Here is a 15,661-nt window from a genome sequence, read left to right as displayed (position 1 = left end):
TTTTCCTATGCATTCACGTCACCTTTTGGGTGAACCATCAAATTCCTCGCAAAGCCGTGCACTGCTTGCATTCATCGCCCCTTCGAGATCACGCTATGAATATTTCAGGATATAATTGCCCACGAGACGAGGGGACGCATATCCCGAATGATCAATTCCAGCCATGGCGATTGTCCGTCGGCGAAGAAATTGAGGAAGTCGTCCGAGTTGCAGAAAGAACCTATCCCATCCTGATTCAGGATACGGAATTGGAAGAGCTCGCCCTCTTTCATAAGGCGCTCGGGGACGAGACACGGCTCAAAATTGTAGCATGTTACTCGTTCAAAATGTCTGTCTGTGTGAAATCGTGGAGGGATTACAGATCCCGACCTCGACGATCAATCACCACTTGAAGATTCTCGAACGAGGTGGGGTGATAAAAGGACGGCGGGAAGGGAAATTTACAGTCTATTCCCTTGACGAAACCAAATTGGACCGGATGCCATTGGTTCACCATGAGGACAACCAACTTCGAGGAGGAAATGAAGATGAAGATTGAAGAATTGCTTTCGGCGATGGAAAAAGAAGGCGGCGCACGCCCGGTGACGATGGAGCTGCTCAGTCAGTTGGACGAGAGTGCCGTTTTTGAGCATGCCAGTAATAAGCAGTGGTTATTTAGCAAGACCGCCATTCCAAACAAGTACAAACTCTTGATGAGTATCACAGCAGCGGCAGCAGTCGGACAAGAAAACTGTATCAAAACCTACGTGAAGAGTGCTTTACGACAAGGGATACAGAAAGATGGAATCATGGAAGCCTTACTTGTGGCGCGATTTGTGAGCGCGACAACCGTCATCTCCGCTTCCGTAGACGCCATGAAACTTCTCGTAGAGGATGGTCAAACGAACTAGAAAAATAAAAAACAACAACTTTTTTGGGGGTTCAGCGTTATGACAAATGGGTTGCTTGTCATCTTAATAGCCTTAATCGTGGGGGTTGTAACGACGTATCTTAAAAATACCATCGACCGTATTTTCTTGGTATTGCTATTGGTGCTTTGGGTGGGATTCGGCATTCAGCAGGCCGTCGTCATCAACGCACTGGTCATGCTCTTGGCCTCGTTGCTGTTCTTTCGCGGAGCGAGACCACAGCTATTCCAGTTACCTGGCGCAGTGAGATGGAGCGTTGTGATTCTCTCCTTCGTCGGGGGTATCGTGGGACGATGGCTTGGATTGCATACGTCCAGTCGCGGCTTACTCCTCATTCTCGGCATCTATGCCGCTTTCGTCGGACTGCGTCTCTTGATTATCGAGCACTCCAAGCGACGTGTTCAATTGTCGTCATTGCAGGGAGAATAACCTTTTCTTGTCGGAGCAGCGATATCACTGATTGGATTAAATCCAGCGCATGATCATTTTCTGATGCCTGCTGCGTGAGACGTTGAAATACTCGCCGATACACTTGAATGGAAAAGGGCTGATATTCGTAGGTGTGCCGAATTTCCTTGAGATGGTCCCGCCCGGTATTCTCACGTGTCGCATATGCAGTTCAAAACGGCGGATGCACGTGAATCTGTTGGGCTGCATAACGAATAATCTTTCCTGACATGTACTACACCCCTTTAATGATGATGTTCCGTTTCCACCGTGGCACAAAGCTCCGAATTATCATGGGGATGTTTTGCATCTTCCGTTTGAACGGTCACATGACCGATATTCATATGGACCATGCGATGCTCCAGGTCTCGTAAAATTTTTTGACTGTCTCTGATAGACATACTGCCATCCAACACGATATGACACGACATGGCATTTTTTCCGCTCGTGATACCCCATACGTGTACATCATGTACGTCATGAACACCTGTAACTGCTTTGATTTCTTGAATGACTTTCGGTAAATCGATCCCTTTCGGTGTACCTTCCATGAGAATCCCGACTGTTTGCGTGACAATTCTCCATGCCCCTGAGGCAATTAACAAAGCAATGAGAACACTCAAAATAGGGTCTATGACGTACCACTTCGTTACCATAATAATCAAACCACCAACGATAACACCGGCAGAGGCGGCCGCATCCCCCAGCATGTGCAAAACAGCACTTTTTACGTTGATGTTTTCTTCGTTTCGCATTCCAAGGCCAAGATACAAATTCATCAACAAACCAATGCCGGCACTGATGAACATCCAGGTCGGGGTAACATGTTCGGGATGGTTGAATCTACCGTAGGCTTCCCACAAAATCCAGATGGTAATGAGGATAAGCGTCATTCCATTAATGAACGCAGCTAAAATCCCGGCTCTGTGGTAGCCGTATGTCATTTTTTGATTAGATGGCTTTTCTGCCTGCTTTAAGGCAAACCAAGAAAGTCCGATGGCAGCAATGTCTGTTAAAACGTGTCCGGCGTCTGCTAGCAGAGCCAAGCTATGCGACAGTAAACCACCAACTACCTCGGCAGCCAAAATCACTACTGTCAAGAAGAAAGCCGTTTTCATTTTACCAGCAGGCGCATGGCTGTGAAATACATCTCCATGGTCGTGATCATGACCGTGGTCAGGACTATGATTATGGCTACTCATACACTCTCTCCTCATCACGTTCTACGTGAGAAATATGATCAATTCCCATTTGTAATAAGCCTACGATGTGGGCATCGTCACAGGTGTAGTACACCGTATTTCCATCTCTTCGGCTCTTTACAATTCGCAACGTCCGCAAATACCGCAGCTGATGCGAAACAGCCGATTGTGTCATGCCCAATACCTCCGCCAAGTCACAAACACAGAGTTCTCGTCGGGTCAGGTTGTGCAGCATACGGATTCGTGTCGGATCTGCCAATGCCTTAAATGAGTCCACTAAACTTTGGACCGCAGATTCACTAAGCTGTGTAGGCATACAATCCGCAACGGCATCCGAATGTACCGATAGCTCATCACAACAATCCTTTTGTAATTGTGTTGCCACAACACTCACCTCATTTATCAACATGAACATATACTCATATAGTCATTATAAGCATCGAGCGCCGCTATGCAAACATGACATTTACCCGATACCAATTGTGGGTGTGTCACATTCGTGGCATACTATATTCAAACAGACATTTGAATGAAGGTGAAAAATGATGATTAAACGCGACATGTGTCAAGTCGAATGCGTGGATATGTCTAAGGTGGAGAGGCTTCGCTCTGCCATACCAGAAATCGATTATCCGTCTTTGGTTTTCAAGGCATTAGCGGATGCCACACGTCTCCAAGTGGCCTATGCACTGGCTCAGGATGAACTATGTGTCTGTGAGGTTGCAGCACTACTTGATATGACCGTTCAGAACGCATCGCATCACCTTCGGCGGCTTAAAAATGCCGAACTCGCAACGTATCGGAAAGAGGGGAAACTCGTCTATTACAGACTGTCACCAGCGGGGTCTCTAATTTTGAATACAGTGCAGCATGGCCAAGGGGGAGAAAATGTTGTCAGTTCAAGCTTTGCAGGTTAAAAAGGGAATTAACATTGAGATTGTCAGCATCCTTTGGATGATTGTTGAAGCGGCAGTAGCAATCGGAGCTGGAATTGCTGCACATTCGTTGGCACTTACAGCGTTTGGGGCTGATAGCATCATTGAACTTGTAGCAAGTGCAATACTCCTCTGGCGGCTTTATGTTGAGTCAAGTGGCGCAAGCCTTGCACGTGTAAAGCAAGCCGAGAAGAGGGCTTCATGGGTTGTTGGAGTTGCCTTAATTGCTCTGGCAGTTTATATCGTTGTTTCAGCCGCATACGACCTGTGGACACGTTCCGGTTCGGAATCAAGCATGCTTGGGCTCGCACTTGCAATCGCTTCGGGAATTATCATGCCGTACTTGTCGCGTGCGAAAAAGAGAATTGGTACGGAAATCGGCAGCAAGGCACTTCGGGCGGATGGTTCCTGTAGTATCGTATGTGCGTACATGGCTTGGACGCTAATTGTCGGACTTATTTTGACCGCTTTGGTCGGCTGGTGGTGGCTTAATGCCTTGGCTGGATTGGCATTGGTGTACTTTGTTGTGAAAGAAGGCATTGAGGCGATTCAAGAGGCACGTGGCGTCGAGGATACTTGCTGTTGTTGCCATTGATTCAAGGTATATGATGTCTTTCAATTACTGTTTTACGGCGGGACTCGATGTCATCTATGAATGGGCGTTAGGGTCTCGCTAATACTAAAACTGAGTAATCTAGGATATATACATATTCGCCCACTTCTAGCGTTGTAAATCCGCGTTTTGTTGTCGGTACCCCTGAATTAACCTTAGTCCCAAAACACAGAAGGTGGAAAATAAGAGTATTTACGCTTGGACAAGTACAACTTTACAGGGATAATGCGTCCGCTTTGTTCAAGATTCTGATCTACAAAAGGCGTCCTACTTGATATTCTCAGACGCTGGCTTTGCCAAGACTACGAACATATGCCGTAACATTCCCTAAGCAGCAGCTTCCTTGGGGATTGTTGACCTCGCATCCACAACGATTTGCTTGAACCTGTTCACTGACGTGGTTGCTTGGCTGCTTCTGCTGTTGGACAGCCTGTTCTAGTCGTTGTCTAGTCCATCCAAAGCAGTAGCAAACCGGTACATCCAATCCAGCATCCTTCTGAAAAACTGGCACTTTCACGTCTTGCCTTCGAAACTTCTGATTATCGGAAAAGTAAACGATGTCGCACGAATGATTGTGGCAAAACCCATAGGAGGACTGGGGATCAATTGTTTCTAAAGCTGAGGGTATGAGTAACGCTTTTAGCGTAATTATTTCAACGGCTTTACCCTTTTGTTTACATTCGGGACAAAGAAAATTGTTATCCCTCGAGGGGGTTGGAATAGCACAACAATCATCCATTTTCGATTCCCCTTTAACTATTTCTTACATCCATTATAGTTTGTGCAACAAGGGGCTACCTTTTCATCAACATGACAGCCACACCCACAAGACAAATCCCTGCACCAAGCCATTCGCTCCAGTCAGGAAACCGCTTATCAATGAACCAGCCCCAGAGTACCGCCATCGCTATGAAAATCCCACCATAGGCAGCGTATGTTTTGCCGAACGAAAATTCTTGACGGGTAGCAATCACACCGTACAAAATCATCACAACTGCTCCAATAATGCCGACCCAAAGTGACTTCCCGTTCTTCAGCCATTGCCAAATAAGATACCCGCCACTAATCTCGGCTAAACCAGCCAAGACAAACAGAAATATAGCTCGAATTACCATTTTGGTATCTCCAATTCCTTATTGCATTCTTCTCGTTTGTCCCATAGGGAAGGCGGTGGGCAAACCGCATAAATATACGGCTAAAGATTCAGATTCAGGTACACGTCATCCAATTCATCCTGGGTAATGCCGATGTATGACAGGGTGACACTTGGAGCGGAATGATTGAATAGCTTCTGAAGCACAGCTAAGCTGACGCCTGCTTGATACGCATGGTACCCAAAAGTCTTCCGAAGCGTATGTGTACCAATGTTTTCTTTAATGCCTACTGCTCTGGCTGCATCGTTAATGATCTTGTAGGCTTGCTGCCTCTTCAGAGCTTGGCCGCCCTTCCTGGACAAAAACAAGGGATCATCTAAAGTATAAGCCCGAGTACCCAAATATTCGACGATGGCTTTACGTGCTGTATCTCCAACCGGAAAGTCCTTGGTTTTACCTGTTTTAGTTTCCCGAATAGAAACTCGGTCTCTCACTCGTCCTCGTTCGTCCATCACGTCACGAATGTTCAGTTTAAGTAAGTCGCTAATTCGAAGACCAGAGTTAATCCCTAATATGAACAAGCAATAATCCCTCAAGTTTGTAGCCTTGAGAATTTTCTTTATAGAATCGATTTGTTTTTTCTCGCGAATCGGTTGAACAAATTCCAAAAGTGACCCTCCGTCGAACCATACTTACTGTATACTATTATATAATAAGTTTGATTGGCGTAGATAGTACAGAAGTAAAAACATCAAAAATCGGTTATAAACCCAGTCGTAGCAAGGGATTGCACGACTTCTTCGCATCATACAAAAGTACATTGTGTATGATTCGTCAAGCGTTCCTTTACCAATTTTCATAGAAGGTCTCAGACACTGTATAACAAATAAAATCTATCGGAATAAAGGATGAAGAACCGTGCCCAATAGGAGAGCAAGGGAGTTACTGACTTCAGAACAACGTTTGGAGTTTATGTCCATACCAGACCATCTCACCGACTACGAGTTGGGAAGTCATTTTACGTTGTCTCCCGATGATCTTGAAATCATTAAACGTCACCGAAGAGCTTCGAATAAATTAGGCTTCGCACTGCAACTTTGTGTTCTTCGCTTTCCAGGATGGACATTGTCTGATGTCCACCACATAGCCGATTCCGTTGTGGACTACATTGCCAAACAATTAGACGTCTCGCCAAAAGAGTTGGGCGTATACGCCGAGCGGGAACAGACAAAGCATGAGCATCTTAATGAAATTAGACGGGAGTTTGGCTTTCGTAATTTTACAATTCATGATTACCACCATGTGTCTCAATTACTATTGCGACGCGCTATGGAGAACGGAGATGCTGAATATTTAATTCAAGCAGTAATAGAAGAGTTTAGGAAACAAAAGGTCATTCTCCCTGGAATGACTATCATAGAGCGACTCGTGTGGGAGGTCCGACAACGAGCCGAAGAAAAGATCTTTAAACACCTTGTAACCGCGTTAACAACTGAGCAGATGGAAAAGTTGGACCACACGTTATCCCACATGCCTGAAAGCAGTAAAACGTACCTGGCATGGCTTCATGACATACCAGGCACTAGTTCCCCAGATTCATTTCTTAAAGTAATTGAGAAGCTCGAGTATGTCCGACAGCTACAGTTGAAAATTGATACAAAGGGAATCCACCCAAATCGATTACGCCAACTTTCCAAAATCGGTGCTCGATACGAACCACATTCCCTGAGACGATTTGACACCTCGAAAAAATACGCTATTTTAATCGCCTATTTACTTGAATTGACCCAGGACTTAACGGACCAAGCATTCGAAATTCATGACCGTCAAATCATGTCACTTTTATCTAAGGGTCGGAAGGCCCAAGAAGAAATCCAGAAACAGAATGGTAAATCGATCAATGAAAAAGTCATTCAGTTCGCCAATCTGGGGGAGGCACTCATAAAAGCGCGCAATGAAGGGATTGATCCTTTCGTGGCACTAGAGACTGTGATGCCTTGGGATAAGCTTGTATCCTCTATTGAAGAAGCCAAGACTTTGGCACGTCCTATTGATTACGACTATTTGGATTTACTTGAAAAAAAGTTCTATACACTCCGTAAATACACCCCAACACTCCTGCAGTCACTGGAATTTCGCTCAACCAAGTCCGGAGAGCCTTTGATGAAAGCCATCGAGATTGTACGGGACATGAATGAAACAGGTAAACGTAAGGTGCCTGAAGGTGCTCCCCTTGAGTTTGTGTCGAATCGCTGGCAAAGCCATGTCTATGACGATGACGGAACCATTAACCGGCATTATTATGAAATGGCGGTTCTCACGGAATTGCGAAACTATATTCGGTCCGGTGATGTCTCCATTGTTGGAAGCCGCCAGCATAAGGATTTTGATGAATACCTCGTTTCCAAAGAAGATTGGGAGCAGATTAAGCTAAATCAGACAAAATTGGCTGTTAGCATGTCGGCCGATGAATACATAGAAGAACGGATGGAATCGCTATCGAAACGCTTGGAATGGGTATCCTCGAATGTCGATGAGTTGGAAGGGATAAACCTGGAGAACGGGAAACTCCACATTAATCGCTTGGAAAGAGATGTTCCAACTGAAGCCAGGGACTTTAGCGTGTCATTATACGAATTGCTGCCACGCATTAAATTAACTGATCTTCTGATGGATGTAGCTAGGTGGACTGGCTTTCAAGAACAGTTTGTTCATGCTTCAACAAACCGCCCGCCTAACGAAGAAGAAACCAGGGTGATTCTGGCCACTCTTATGGCGATGGGAACAAACGTTGGGCTCACCAAGATGGCTGAAGCTACACCCGGTATTTCATATCGGCAGATGGCCAATACCGCACAATGGCGACTTTACGAAGACGCAATGAACAAAGCACAGGCTGTTTTGGTTAATTTTCACCATCGCCTGACCCTGCCTTCTTATTGGGGCGACGGTACGACGTCCTCTTCGGACGGAATGCGCGTCCAGATTGGTGTGGCCGCGCTTCATGCAGATGCCAATCCGCACTATGGTACCGGAAAAGGGGCTACGATTTATCGATTTGTAAGCGATCAGTTTTCTAGTTTTTATACGAAAGTGATTAACACGAACTCCAGAGATGCAGTACATGTTATCGACGGACTTTTGCACCATGAGACGGATTTGGCAATAGAAGAACACTATACCGATACTGCCGGATATACTGACCAAGTCTTCGGTCTAACACATTTACTCGGATTCCGATTTGCCCCTCGACTGCGGGACTTGGCCGATTCTAGATTGTACACAATTGGTAAAGCGAATGAATTCTCCAAACTAGAGAAACTGTTGCGCGGTCAAATCAATACAAAAGTCATTCGGGAAAATTATGACGATGTGCTGCGATTGGCACATTCAATTCGAGACGGCACGGTCTCGGCATCACTCATCATGGGTAAACTCGGTTCATACTCGCGGCAAAATCGTTTAGCTACTGCACTTCGTGAGATGGGGCGGATCGAAAAGACGATTTTCATTTTGGATTACGTTTCAAGCGAATCCATGAGACGAAGAATTCACCGAGGGCTAAATAAAGGTGAGGCGATGAACGCATTGGCCAGAGCCATCTTCTTTGGGAAACATGGGGAACTACGTGAGAGAGCCTTACAAGATCAACTCCAGCGCGCGAGTGCATTAAATATCTTGATTAATGCGATTAGCGTATGGAATACCCTCTATTTGACTAAGGCTACAGAATTCCAAACGAAGAAAGGGATACTTAGCGAAGAACTCCTAAATCACATTTCCCCATTAGGATGGGAGCACATCAATTTTCTTGGAGAGTACACTTTCAATACAAATCCACCGACTAGCGAGAATGCATTACGACCGCTTAGAACCCGAGAGAAAGAAACTTAGCGTAGAAAAAATCGGATATTTAAATCCATAAATTGTCTTAGCGTGGGTTTTGCGTCATTTTGTTGGCGGTACCCCTTCTTGTGCATTGCTCCGACTGCCACCATATAAGCAAATCCGATTCTTGATAGGTACGGACTTGCGAAACAGTCGCACATAATCAGGTTGTTGAAGTCGTCGCGTCCGAAATGGGTACCCGTGTCTCTTTGTAACATCTCTTGTGCTACGAAATAGTTCCAGGTTCCATCATCGGCATATCGCTTGCGCAGTGGGAACACGCTTAGAAACTCTGCAATTGGCCTGAATTGTAAGTGTTGCTCAATCAGGGCAATGTGCTTCAGAACGAATTCAGGACTGTTCTTAGCAACGTTTGACGCCACCGTATGGCTCTCTAATACCCTCCCGAGCTTCACCAGGTGCACGTATGGGTTAAATGTCTTCGGTTGATTCATAACGGATGCTCCTTCCGTTGTCGCTTGTTATGCACTTTGATTGGACGCAGCACTAACAGGACGCCATTCACGAAGCCAGTCAATTGCGGCGTCAAAGTGCTTCAGGCGCGTATCACGATAGGATGCAACACCGAACGCATCTTGATATGTGCGCCACAACCACGAGTAATACTGGGGTCTTTTCACCTTGTATTGCTCTTCGTCCGGAAGGAGTTGTCTAATGCGTCTGCTAGCTTCACGCTGCAACACCCGAGCCTGTCCACTGTCGATGGTTGTGAAGCGATCCAAGCGATCCTCGACACCTGAGATACGCTCATTAAAACTGTCCATTTTGCCTGTGAGACGATCTACATGCGCTATTGCGGACTCGTGTAAGTCAATGAGTTTGCCAATTCGCTGATCGATTAAAGCTAGACTGTTTTGCATGCTGTGATTTCCTCCTCGGTATTTAGAGTCATTGCGTTGTGCCAATCCGTTATTTGCTGCCTTACAACCTGTTCATAGTCATTTAGAAAGTCGTGTAGGTACTGAGACGCTTCCTTGTTTCCGTCTAGTTGCTGATACAGAAACAGCGCCGCGCTGTGATTCCATCCAACGGCCTTAAGTTGTTCCTGTAGCAATCTCTTCAGTTCTCTCATCTGCGCCTTCCTATCGCCATCCCGGACGTCCTGAAGCTTATGTTGATAGTCGGCACGTATTGAATCCATTTCACCAGTCAACTGTGCAATACGAGTGTTCATTTCTTGGTTCTCTTGAAGCACATCCTGGTAATCGGGCGGCGCCACTTCTACCACCTTGGGTTCAGGATTCTTCTGCCGTTTCAACTCTTCATTCTCCTCACGAATGGTCCTCGACCGCTCAATCAGAGAAACATTTTGTTCTTCCATCTCTTTAGCTCGCTGTTCAGCAGCCTTCCATTTCCGGACTGCCTCTTGAGTCTCCCGAGTCGTCATTTGCTCAACCGTCTTTGTTTCTCCTGAAGAAAACGAATGAGGTGTTTGCAGAAATTCATCTGCAGAACTAGGACCTAAATCCAAGACGGAAAGAACCTGTGTCTGAGACAAATGCGACAGCGCTGTCGTATTTCGTATTTGGGTTGCCAGTTGCGCACCTTTCATAAAACGCTGAGCGCTTCTGACATTCATTCGAGCCTGATTATCCAGCCATTCAATCCACTGGCCATGCTCAAGCGACTCCTTAACTCGTATCAGCCGTTTCCCGATCTCAATCATGCTGAATGCTGTCTGAGCCTTCAGGAACTGTATCTCATCAGCTATCTGTTGCAGGTCTGACGAAGCCAGTTGTTCCAATATCACCCCTCCTTGTAGAGCGCGATCAGCGCATTAAAAAAGCCATCCTGTATGCGATGACTGGATTCAAGCTATATTCTTACCGGCTTACACTGCGCGTCTTTTATTACATCTCTCAAACTAGGCAAGTGAGAAAGTTGGGCACCAGCCTTACATGTGCAGGCCGCTATATAGTCCAGCGGCTGACCTTCCACATATTTGCGGTACGGAACCATCCCGCCTCCCTTGCATAATCTACACCAACTCACACAACCGCCTTCTTTCTCCAGTCGGAACCGTCCATCTTGATTCCCTGGCACATCTCGAGAAGTCGGCTTGTTAGCGCGTCTCCGACATTCTGGTATCTCTTGCGAATATCAGCGATTGAAACGTTACTCGTCAGCACCAAACTTCGGTTATTCTCATAACGGCTGTTGATGATTTCAAACAAGGTTTGTTCGGTCCACTCCGTCACCTTTTCTTTGCCGATGTCATCAATCACAAGTAAGTCGCATTGAGTCAAGCGGTTAAAGACGTCAGCTTCCCGTTCCTTGCTATCATCGAAGGTATGGCGAATCTGGCCAAGCAATGAAGTGACCGTCCCGAATACGATCCTGAACTCTTGCTCCAGAAGCTTTAGAGAGATAGCAGCTGCTAGATGTGTTTTGCCCACGCCGACGGGTCCACTCAATAGAATCCCACGGCCGTTAGAAGGACTAAAGGTATTGGCATACTCTAATGCAAACTCATATGCCTTTCTGTTTTCGTCAATAACCTTGAAGCGTTCAAAATCGCGCTCTAGCCATCTAGCAGGAATCATGCTTTGCTTTATGAGCTGTCTAATCTGGTGTCGGTGCTCTGCAGCATCGTACTCGTCCATACGTCTCTGTAGCTCTTTATCGTATTTTTCTTTGTGCTTCACAGCTTCTGGACACTTGCAGTGAGATGACCCAAAGTCCCTCACCTTACCGAATAGCTCATGTACATGTCTTGGTAATGGTTTTTGGCAGAACTCACAGCATTCTTCTCCAGCATCATTTGTAAAAGCCGGCTTCGATTGCAGCCCAATCTTCTCCATCTCGTCCTCGATCATCGCTTTGATTTGAAACTGTTCCATAAGGGTCCTTACCTCCGTTTCTATTGGCTTGGTTTTCTCGTTTAGGTCCGTAGGCCTCAGTTTCATGCTGTTGAGCTGATTCAACATCCTTAATTCCCGCTTGCAGCCATCGGCGCAACTTGTTTACTGCGAATCCCTCGTCTTTACCTAATCGATTAGTAACATTGAGTGCCTCCTGGCCAAGCTCTTTAGGCAGCTCTTCTTTCATTAGAAGTTCAGCCATGCTGTGAGCAGTAGCCTGAGATATCCCATATGGAGCAAACAGGTCGTTTCCATACTTGAGCATTTCGACTAGATAGTCATGAGATGGATTACGCTTCCCGTTGCTGATGCTGATGATCTTTTTATCAATATAGTTATCCTTAGTTATCAGCACCCCTTCATCCTTAGAGTCACGCGGGATTGAAGGCAAATCACATGACCGTTTTGGGCCGGAATTGCTGACCGTTTTGGTCATATCATCCTGCACCTTTTGGTCATCCTGACCATTTTGGGCATGACCGTTTTGGTCAGGTTTACGTCCGATATTAGCTTTCAACAACATTGCAAAGTCTTTCTCAACTTCGGTATCTGGTGGATCAATCAGCCACTCGTCATAATCCTTGTTAATCCAATACATATCAGCGTCCCAATCAATAACCCTAAGCTTTCCAAGGCCGTTCAGCTCGCCGCGCACTTTATTTGCTGGAACTCCACAAATACTGAAGTGGCGACATAGAGGTATGGATGCTGTTTTGTGTCCACATCCGTATGAGAGCCGAATAATCAGGTCTAGAATAGCCCTCTGACGCTTTGTGAAGTCGCGCATGAGTATTTGAGTGTAGAGCTGGTTACTGATGCGTGTATGGCTATCTGTAGGCTGTGGCGAGGCCATAGAGCACGCCTCCTTGTTTCTTTAACAGAAGCCATATATTCCAGATGGAATGTGATATACTACGTTTAGAACTTTTTTGTACGGATTCAGTCCCGGAGCGCACCGGGGCTTTTTTGTTGTACATGCAAATCCTCCTTTCTCAAGTCGCATAAATTAGACAAACGGTTCTGTATCGGGATCTCTTATCGTTCTAGTTCCTGTCACTAACCTTCAGGATAAGAGTTTCGCAGCTTGCTTTGGTGTGACCCGCCTGGTACCTTAGATCGCTCCCAGTACGATTGAAAAGGTGCCTCAGCCGCTAACGTTTTTCTGGTCCGCTCCGACCTATGATGTTTTCAAGGTACTGTCTCGTCCCTTTCCTACGCCGTTATAAACTGCGCCTTCAGTTCATCCGCTTGAGCCTTGCGCCACTGGTCATATTCCTTAATCAATTGGCCGCCGTCATAACCTAACGACACAAGACCGGCCAGCAGCTTTCCCTTGAGATTCTTAGAGGTTCCGTTTTTGGCCTGGCTGATTAATGAACCGTCACAACCGGTCAAAATAGCCAGCTGTTTGTAAGAAATGTTTTTCTCTCGACAAACTCGAACAATCGGGTTTTCCATGAACATCTCGCTCCTTTGCGAATTAAATAAACTCCTTACCTTGAGGATAAGGAGTAGGAAGCGCATGTTCAGGAATTTAGGGTTTCATGGATAATTCCGGAAATCAGAAGTGTTTAGATGAAATGCCAAGTAAGGAAGCGATGAGAGGAATTTGCTTTCTGATGGTATCAGGGGCTGCCCCGATATCTCCATCAATGTCTTGGTCTAACAAGAATTGAGAGATTTCTTCGTAACTCATCCCACGGATATGGAAGAGGACGAACCACTCGAAATGTTCTCGTTTCGTTTTTAGTCGTTCCACTTCATATTTAGACTGCCTTCTCCATTCATGTATTTGGTTCTTGTACTGTTGCTTGTAGTCTTCGAACAGTTCATCAACAGCGTTCTCGAAGTCATCCCAATCATCACGTTGTGGGTCAAAGGCAGCTCGTCTGCGTTGGTTTATCGGTGCCTCCGGACTGAAACTGCTAGCTATAACTTCTTCTGAATCCAATTTGTGTCGATTGCTCTTTTTTATATGGGATCGTACATCCTGAAATGTAGGGATAAACTTAAAAGGATATTGATCTTCGAAAAATGCCCTTGATAAAGCAGGCGTAAAGTCAATCCCATGGGCAAGCGACAGTTTCGGATGATTGCTCTTTTTAGATGCCATAAGGGCTTTTTGAAGTGCCAATCTCATTTTACCTTCAGTAAACCCATTAACTTCTTCTGGGATTTTTGCATTAGCTGCAAAGAATTCTGCAGGTAAATCATTTTCCCACATCACACCCATAACATAACTACCAATAGCTCGAATACTCATATGCAAATATGCCAAGGTTCCAGTTGCGTCTTCATCCAAATGATATTTATTCGCCCACTTGGAAAGAGCCGAATAGAACCAGTGGCACTCTTCGTTATCAACTTTAGCAAGCAGTTTCCACCATTCTTCTGGCGGCCACCAGGACCACAGTGTTCTCCCCACTGTTGGTGTATAAAAAGGGGATATATCACGTAACTCCTCCAGCATCTCGGGAACAAGACTTTCAGCTGAAAGTAAGAAAGCAGTAATAGCTTCAACATGAGCTGCACTGTTAACAGAATGAGCTGCGTTTAGATTCAGACCATTGGAATCAAACCAAAACTCAGAACGTTTGGGCATTCCTACACCTCTTATCCCATTACGTTATATCAACGTTTACGTATACGTTTACACTTTTAGATATTTTCTCAAAGCATCATTTACAATGCGCGTTTTTTCTCCCTTTTCAACTCCAGATACCTCATTTAGAAGCTCCAAAAGGTCATTTTCAATATAAAGAGTCGCTCGGCTATATCGTTCTTCAAACTTCTTTCGCCTCTTGTGTACGTTTACGTTTCGGGATACGTTTTCGTCACCTAAGTGTTGATTAGTTTCGCCAGAATCGTCTATAAGACTGTAGGGGCTAGACGTTGCTTTACGCTTCGATTTATTTTTAAGTTCCTCCATGCGATTAGACACGTTGCAGCAGCTCCTTTACTACATACTTATATTGCCTAACGGCATCATTAATTTCAGTGTTACCGTTGAATCCCTGAATGCTTAGACGTCCGGTGGCCGCTTTACGCGTGACGATGGACTTAAATACTAAGTCTGGATACTCTTCTTCTACCAGTTCAGAGAGTGCCTTTGAATCCACTCTTCGCTTGTCAATTATTGCTCTCAATATCCCGGCTATTTTCAAATTGGGATTGACCATCTTCTGCACATGCTCTGCAGTCTCAATAAACCGGCCCAATGCCGAATAACAGAACTGAGACGTTTCAAACATGATAAGTACTGCATCACTAGCAGCCAAAGCATTAATCGTCTGGTCTCCTAATGCAGGAGGGGTGTCAATAATCACATAGTCGTACCGGCTGACAATTGGTTGAAGGGTTTCTCGTAAAATGAGGGAGCGATTGCCTTTATACTCTGTATATAACCATCGACTAAAAGTGGCCAACAAATCATCCGCTGTCAGCATGTCCAGAGACTCGGAGACCGTATGTATGTATTCTGATGCATCTTTACCCTGCATGGCTTCTAACACGGTTTGTTCATGAAAGTCATATATATCCCGTTGCGTAAGAAGTTCTGTGAGATTACCCTGGCTGTCTAAATCAATGGCTAGGACTTTAAATTTCTGACTCAAAAGATACGCAATCACACCGGCAGAAGTGGTCTTGCCGCTGCCGCCTTTTTGCACTGCTATTGATATGACCTTCGTCAC

21 protein-coding genes are annotated in these 15,661 nt (G+C 45.5%); 6 read left to right on the top strand and 15 right to left on the bottom strand.

Annotated elements, in window-relative coordinates; genetic code table 11:
• Positions 1–310 precede the first annotated feature (310 nt).
• Genes GI364_RS25025 through GI364_RS24380 form a run of 3 tightly spaced genes read left to right on the top strand, consistent with a single transcriptional unit; the run spans position 311 to position 1,337 of the window.
• The gene (locus GI364_RS25025) at positions 311–538 is read left to right on the top strand and encodes an ArsR/SmtB family transcription factor (protein ID WP_233096222.1); all 228 of its coding nucleotides are present in this window, start codon (positions 311–313) and stop codon (positions 536–538) included.
• Positions 528–890: a carboxymuconolactone decarboxylase family protein gene (locus tag GI364_RS24385; RefSeq protein ID WP_198854258.1), complete on the top strand. Its 363-nt coding sequence runs from the start codon at positions 528–530 to the stop codon at positions 888–890. The genes GI364_RS25025 and GI364_RS24385 overlap by 11 nt, the downstream gene beginning before the upstream one ends.
• 39 nt (positions 891–929) lie before the next feature.
• Complete coding sequence (locus tag GI364_RS24380) at positions 930–1,337, top strand: hypothetical protein (protein ID WP_198854257.1); 408 nt, start codon at positions 930–932, stop codon at positions 1,335–1,337.
• Here the strand turns inward: GI364_RS24380 and GI364_RS25585 are convergent.
• From GI364_RS25585 to GI364_RS24365, 3 genes are all read right to left on the bottom strand, one after another.
• The gene (locus GI364_RS25585) at positions 1,285–1,479 is read right to left on the bottom strand and encodes a DUF4158 domain-containing protein (RefSeq protein ID WP_198854292.1); all 195 of its coding nucleotides are present in this window, start codon (positions 1,477–1,479) and stop codon (positions 1,285–1,287) included. The two genes, GI364_RS24380 and GI364_RS25585, sit on opposite strands and share 53 nt — an antisense overlap.
• A 121-nt stretch (positions 1,480–1,600) precedes the next feature.
• Positions 1,601–2,557, bottom strand: coding sequence for a cation diffusion facilitator family transporter (locus GI364_RS24370; RefSeq protein WP_198854256.1), 957 nt, complete (start codon positions 2,555–2,557; stop codon positions 1,601–1,603).
• On the bottom strand, positions 2,550–2,942 hold the full coding sequence (locus GI364_RS24365) for an ArsR/SmtB family transcription factor (RefSeq protein ID WP_233096221.1): 393 nt from the start codon (positions 2,940–2,942) through the stop codon (positions 2,550–2,552). Before GI364_RS24365 ends, GI364_RS24370 begins: the two co-directional genes overlap by 8 nt.
• A gap of 157 nt (positions 2,943–3,099) precedes the next feature.
• On the opposite strand from GI364_RS24365, the gene GI364_RS24360 reads away from it, so the two are divergent.
• Positions 3,100–3,474 carry an ArsR/SmtB family transcription factor gene (locus GI364_RS24360; RefSeq protein ID WP_198854254.1) on the top strand — a complete coding sequence of 125 codons (375 nt, stop codon included), beginning with the start codon at positions 3,100–3,102 and terminating at the stop codon, positions 3,472–3,474.
• Complete coding sequence (locus tag GI364_RS24355; RefSeq protein ID WP_198854253.1) at positions 3,446–4,087, top strand: cation efflux transmembrane domain-containing protein; 642 nt, start codon at positions 3,446–3,448, stop codon at positions 4,085–4,087. The genes GI364_RS24360 and GI364_RS24355 overlap by 29 nt, the downstream gene beginning before the upstream one ends.
• A gap of 298 nt (positions 4,088–4,385) precedes the next feature.
• Here the strand turns inward: GI364_RS24355 and GI364_RS25580 are convergent, their stop codons facing one another.
• The 3 genes from GI364_RS25580 to GI364_RS24340 all read right to left on the bottom strand — a co-directional run bounded on the left by GI364_RS25580 (position 4,386) and on the right by GI364_RS24340 (position 5,867).
• Entirely contained in the window at positions 4,386–4,844 is a 459-nt protein-coding gene (locus tag GI364_RS25580; RefSeq protein ID WP_198854252.1) for a putative iron-sulfur cluster-binding metallochaperone, read from the bottom strand.
• A gap of 55 nt (positions 4,845–4,899) precedes the next feature.
• Positions 4,900–5,220 (bottom strand): YnfA family protein, encoded by a 321-nt coding sequence (locus tag GI364_RS24345; protein ID WP_198854251.1) that lies wholly within the window; start codon positions 5,218–5,220, stop codon positions 4,900–4,902.
• Between the two features lie 80 nt (positions 5,221–5,300).
• Positions 5,301–5,867, bottom strand: coding sequence for a site-specific integrase (locus tag GI364_RS24340; protein ID WP_198854250.1), 567 nt, complete (start codon positions 5,865–5,867; stop codon positions 5,301–5,303).
• Between the two features lie 250 nt (positions 5,868–6,117).
• Between GI364_RS24340 and GI364_RS24335 the strand changes: the two genes are divergently transcribed.
• Complete coding sequence (locus GI364_RS24335; protein WP_198854249.1) at positions 6,118–9,093, top strand: Tn3 family transposase; 2,976 nt, start codon at positions 6,118–6,120, stop codon at positions 9,091–9,093.
• On the opposite strand, the gene GI364_RS24330 is transcribed toward GI364_RS24335, so the two are convergent.
• From GI364_RS24330 to GI364_RS24290, 9 genes are all read right to left on the bottom strand, one after another.
• On the bottom strand, positions 9,090–9,542 hold the full coding sequence (locus GI364_RS24330) for a hypothetical protein (protein WP_198854248.1): 453 nt from the start codon (positions 9,540–9,542) through the stop codon (positions 9,090–9,092). The two genes, GI364_RS24335 and GI364_RS24330, sit on opposite strands and share 4 nt — an antisense overlap.
• A 27-nt stretch (positions 9,543–9,569) precedes the next feature.
• On the bottom strand, positions 9,570–9,968 hold the full coding sequence (locus GI364_RS24325) for an ORF6C domain-containing protein (RefSeq protein WP_198854247.1): 399 nt from the start codon (positions 9,966–9,968) through the stop codon (positions 9,570–9,572).
• The gene (locus GI364_RS24320; protein WP_198854246.1) at positions 9,953–10,852 is read right to left on the bottom strand and encodes a DUF3102 domain-containing protein; all 900 of its coding nucleotides are present in this window, start codon (positions 10,850–10,852) and stop codon (positions 9,953–9,955) included. The genes GI364_RS24325 and GI364_RS24320 overlap by 16 nt, the downstream gene beginning before the upstream one ends.
• A 244-nt stretch (positions 10,853–11,096) precedes the next feature.
• Positions 11,097–11,909, bottom strand: a complete 813-nt coding sequence (locus GI364_RS24315; RefSeq protein ID WP_233096226.1) for an ATP-binding protein — start codon at positions 11,907–11,909, stop codon at positions 11,097–11,099.
• Positions 11,866–12,822 carry a replication protein gene (locus tag GI364_RS24310; RefSeq protein WP_198854244.1) on the bottom strand — a complete coding sequence of 319 codons (957 nt, stop codon included), beginning with the start codon at positions 12,820–12,822 and terminating at the stop codon, positions 11,866–11,868. Before GI364_RS24310 ends, GI364_RS24315 begins: the two co-directional genes overlap by 44 nt.
• 359 nt (positions 12,823–13,181) lie before the next feature.
• Entirely contained in the window at positions 13,182–13,427 is a 246-nt protein-coding gene (locus tag GI364_RS24305; RefSeq protein WP_198854243.1) for a hypothetical protein, read from the bottom strand.
• Positions 13,428–13,530: 103 nt separating this feature from the next.
• Positions 13,531–14,571, bottom strand: a complete 1,041-nt coding sequence (locus GI364_RS24300; protein ID WP_198854242.1) for a hypothetical protein — start codon at positions 14,569–14,571, stop codon at positions 13,531–13,533.
• A gap of 48 nt (positions 14,572–14,619) precedes the next feature.
• On the bottom strand, positions 14,620–14,910 hold the full coding sequence (locus GI364_RS24295; RefSeq protein ID WP_198854241.1) for a hypothetical protein: 291 nt from the start codon (positions 14,908–14,910) through the stop codon (positions 14,620–14,622).
• Positions 14,903–15,661, bottom strand: a complete 759-nt coding sequence (locus GI364_RS24290; protein ID WP_198854240.1) for a ParA family protein — start codon at positions 15,659–15,661, stop codon at positions 14,903–14,905. The genes GI364_RS24295 and GI364_RS24290 overlap by 8 nt, the downstream gene beginning before the upstream one ends.

Origin of the sequence: Alicyclobacillus sp. SO9, from assembly GCF_016406125.1 — a bacterium.
Taxonomy (GTDB): Bacteria; Bacillota; Bacilli; order Alicyclobacillales; family Alicyclobacillaceae; genus SO9.
The sequence above is the reverse complement of the archived record's forward strand: the minus strand, read 5'-3'. Positions and strand labels throughout refer to the sequence as shown.

What these genes read in the sequence shown, in the direction of transcription:
- GI364_RS25025 (WP_233096222.1), top strand. Translation starts at nt 311, where the DNA reads ATGTTACTCGTTCAAAATGTCTGTCTGTGTGAAATCGTGGAGGGATTA.
- GI364_RS24385 (WP_198854258.1), top strand. Translation starts at nt 528, where the DNA reads ATGAAGATTGAAGAATTGCTTTCGGCGATGGAAAAAGAAGGCGGCGCA.
- GI364_RS24380 (WP_198854257.1), top strand. Translation starts at nt 930, where the DNA reads ATGACAAATGGGTTGCTTGTCATCTTAATAGCCTTAATCGTGGGGGTT.
- GI364_RS24370 (WP_198854256.1), bottom strand. Translation starts at nt 2,557, where the DNA reads ATGAGTAGCCATAATCATAGTCCTGACCACGGTCATGATCACGACCAT.
- GI364_RS24360 (WP_198854254.1), top strand. Translation starts at nt 3,100, where the DNA reads ATGATGATTAAACGCGACATGTGTCAAGTCGAATGCGTGGATATGTCT.
- GI364_RS24355 (WP_198854253.1), top strand. Translation starts at nt 3,446, where the DNA reads ATGTTGTCAGTTCAAGCTTTGCAGGTTAAAAAGGGAATTAACATTGAG.
- GI364_RS25580 (WP_198854252.1), bottom strand. Translation starts at nt 4,844, where the DNA reads ATGGATGATTGTTGTGCTATTCCAACCCCCTCGAGGGATAACAATTTT.
- GI364_RS24345 (WP_198854251.1), bottom strand. Translation starts at nt 5,220, where the DNA reads ATGGTAATTCGAGCTATATTTCTGTTTGTCTTGGCTGGTTTAGCCGAG.
- GI364_RS24330 (WP_198854248.1), bottom strand. Translation starts at nt 9,542, where the DNA reads ATGAATCAACCGAAGACATTTAACCCATACGTGCACCTGGTGAAGCTC.
- GI364_RS24325 (WP_198854247.1), bottom strand. Translation starts at nt 9,968, where the DNA reads ATGCAAAACAGTCTAGCTTTAATCGATCAGCGAATTGGCAAACTCATT.
- GI364_RS24315 (WP_233096226.1), bottom strand. Translation starts at nt 11,909, where the DNA reads ATGGAGAAGATTGGGCTGCAATCGAAGCCGGCTTTTACAAATGATGCT.
- GI364_RS24310 (WP_198854244.1), bottom strand. Translation starts at nt 12,822, where the DNA reads ATGGCCTCGCCACAGCCTACAGATAGCCATACACGCATCAGTAACCAG.
- GI364_RS24305 (WP_198854243.1), bottom strand. Translation starts at nt 13,427, where the DNA reads ATGGAAAACCCGATTGTTCGAGTTTGTCGAGAGAAAAACATTTCTTAC.
- GI364_RS24300 (WP_198854242.1), bottom strand. Translation starts at nt 14,571, where the DNA reads ATGCCCAAACGTTCTGAGTTTTGGTTTGATTCCAATGGTCTGAATCTA.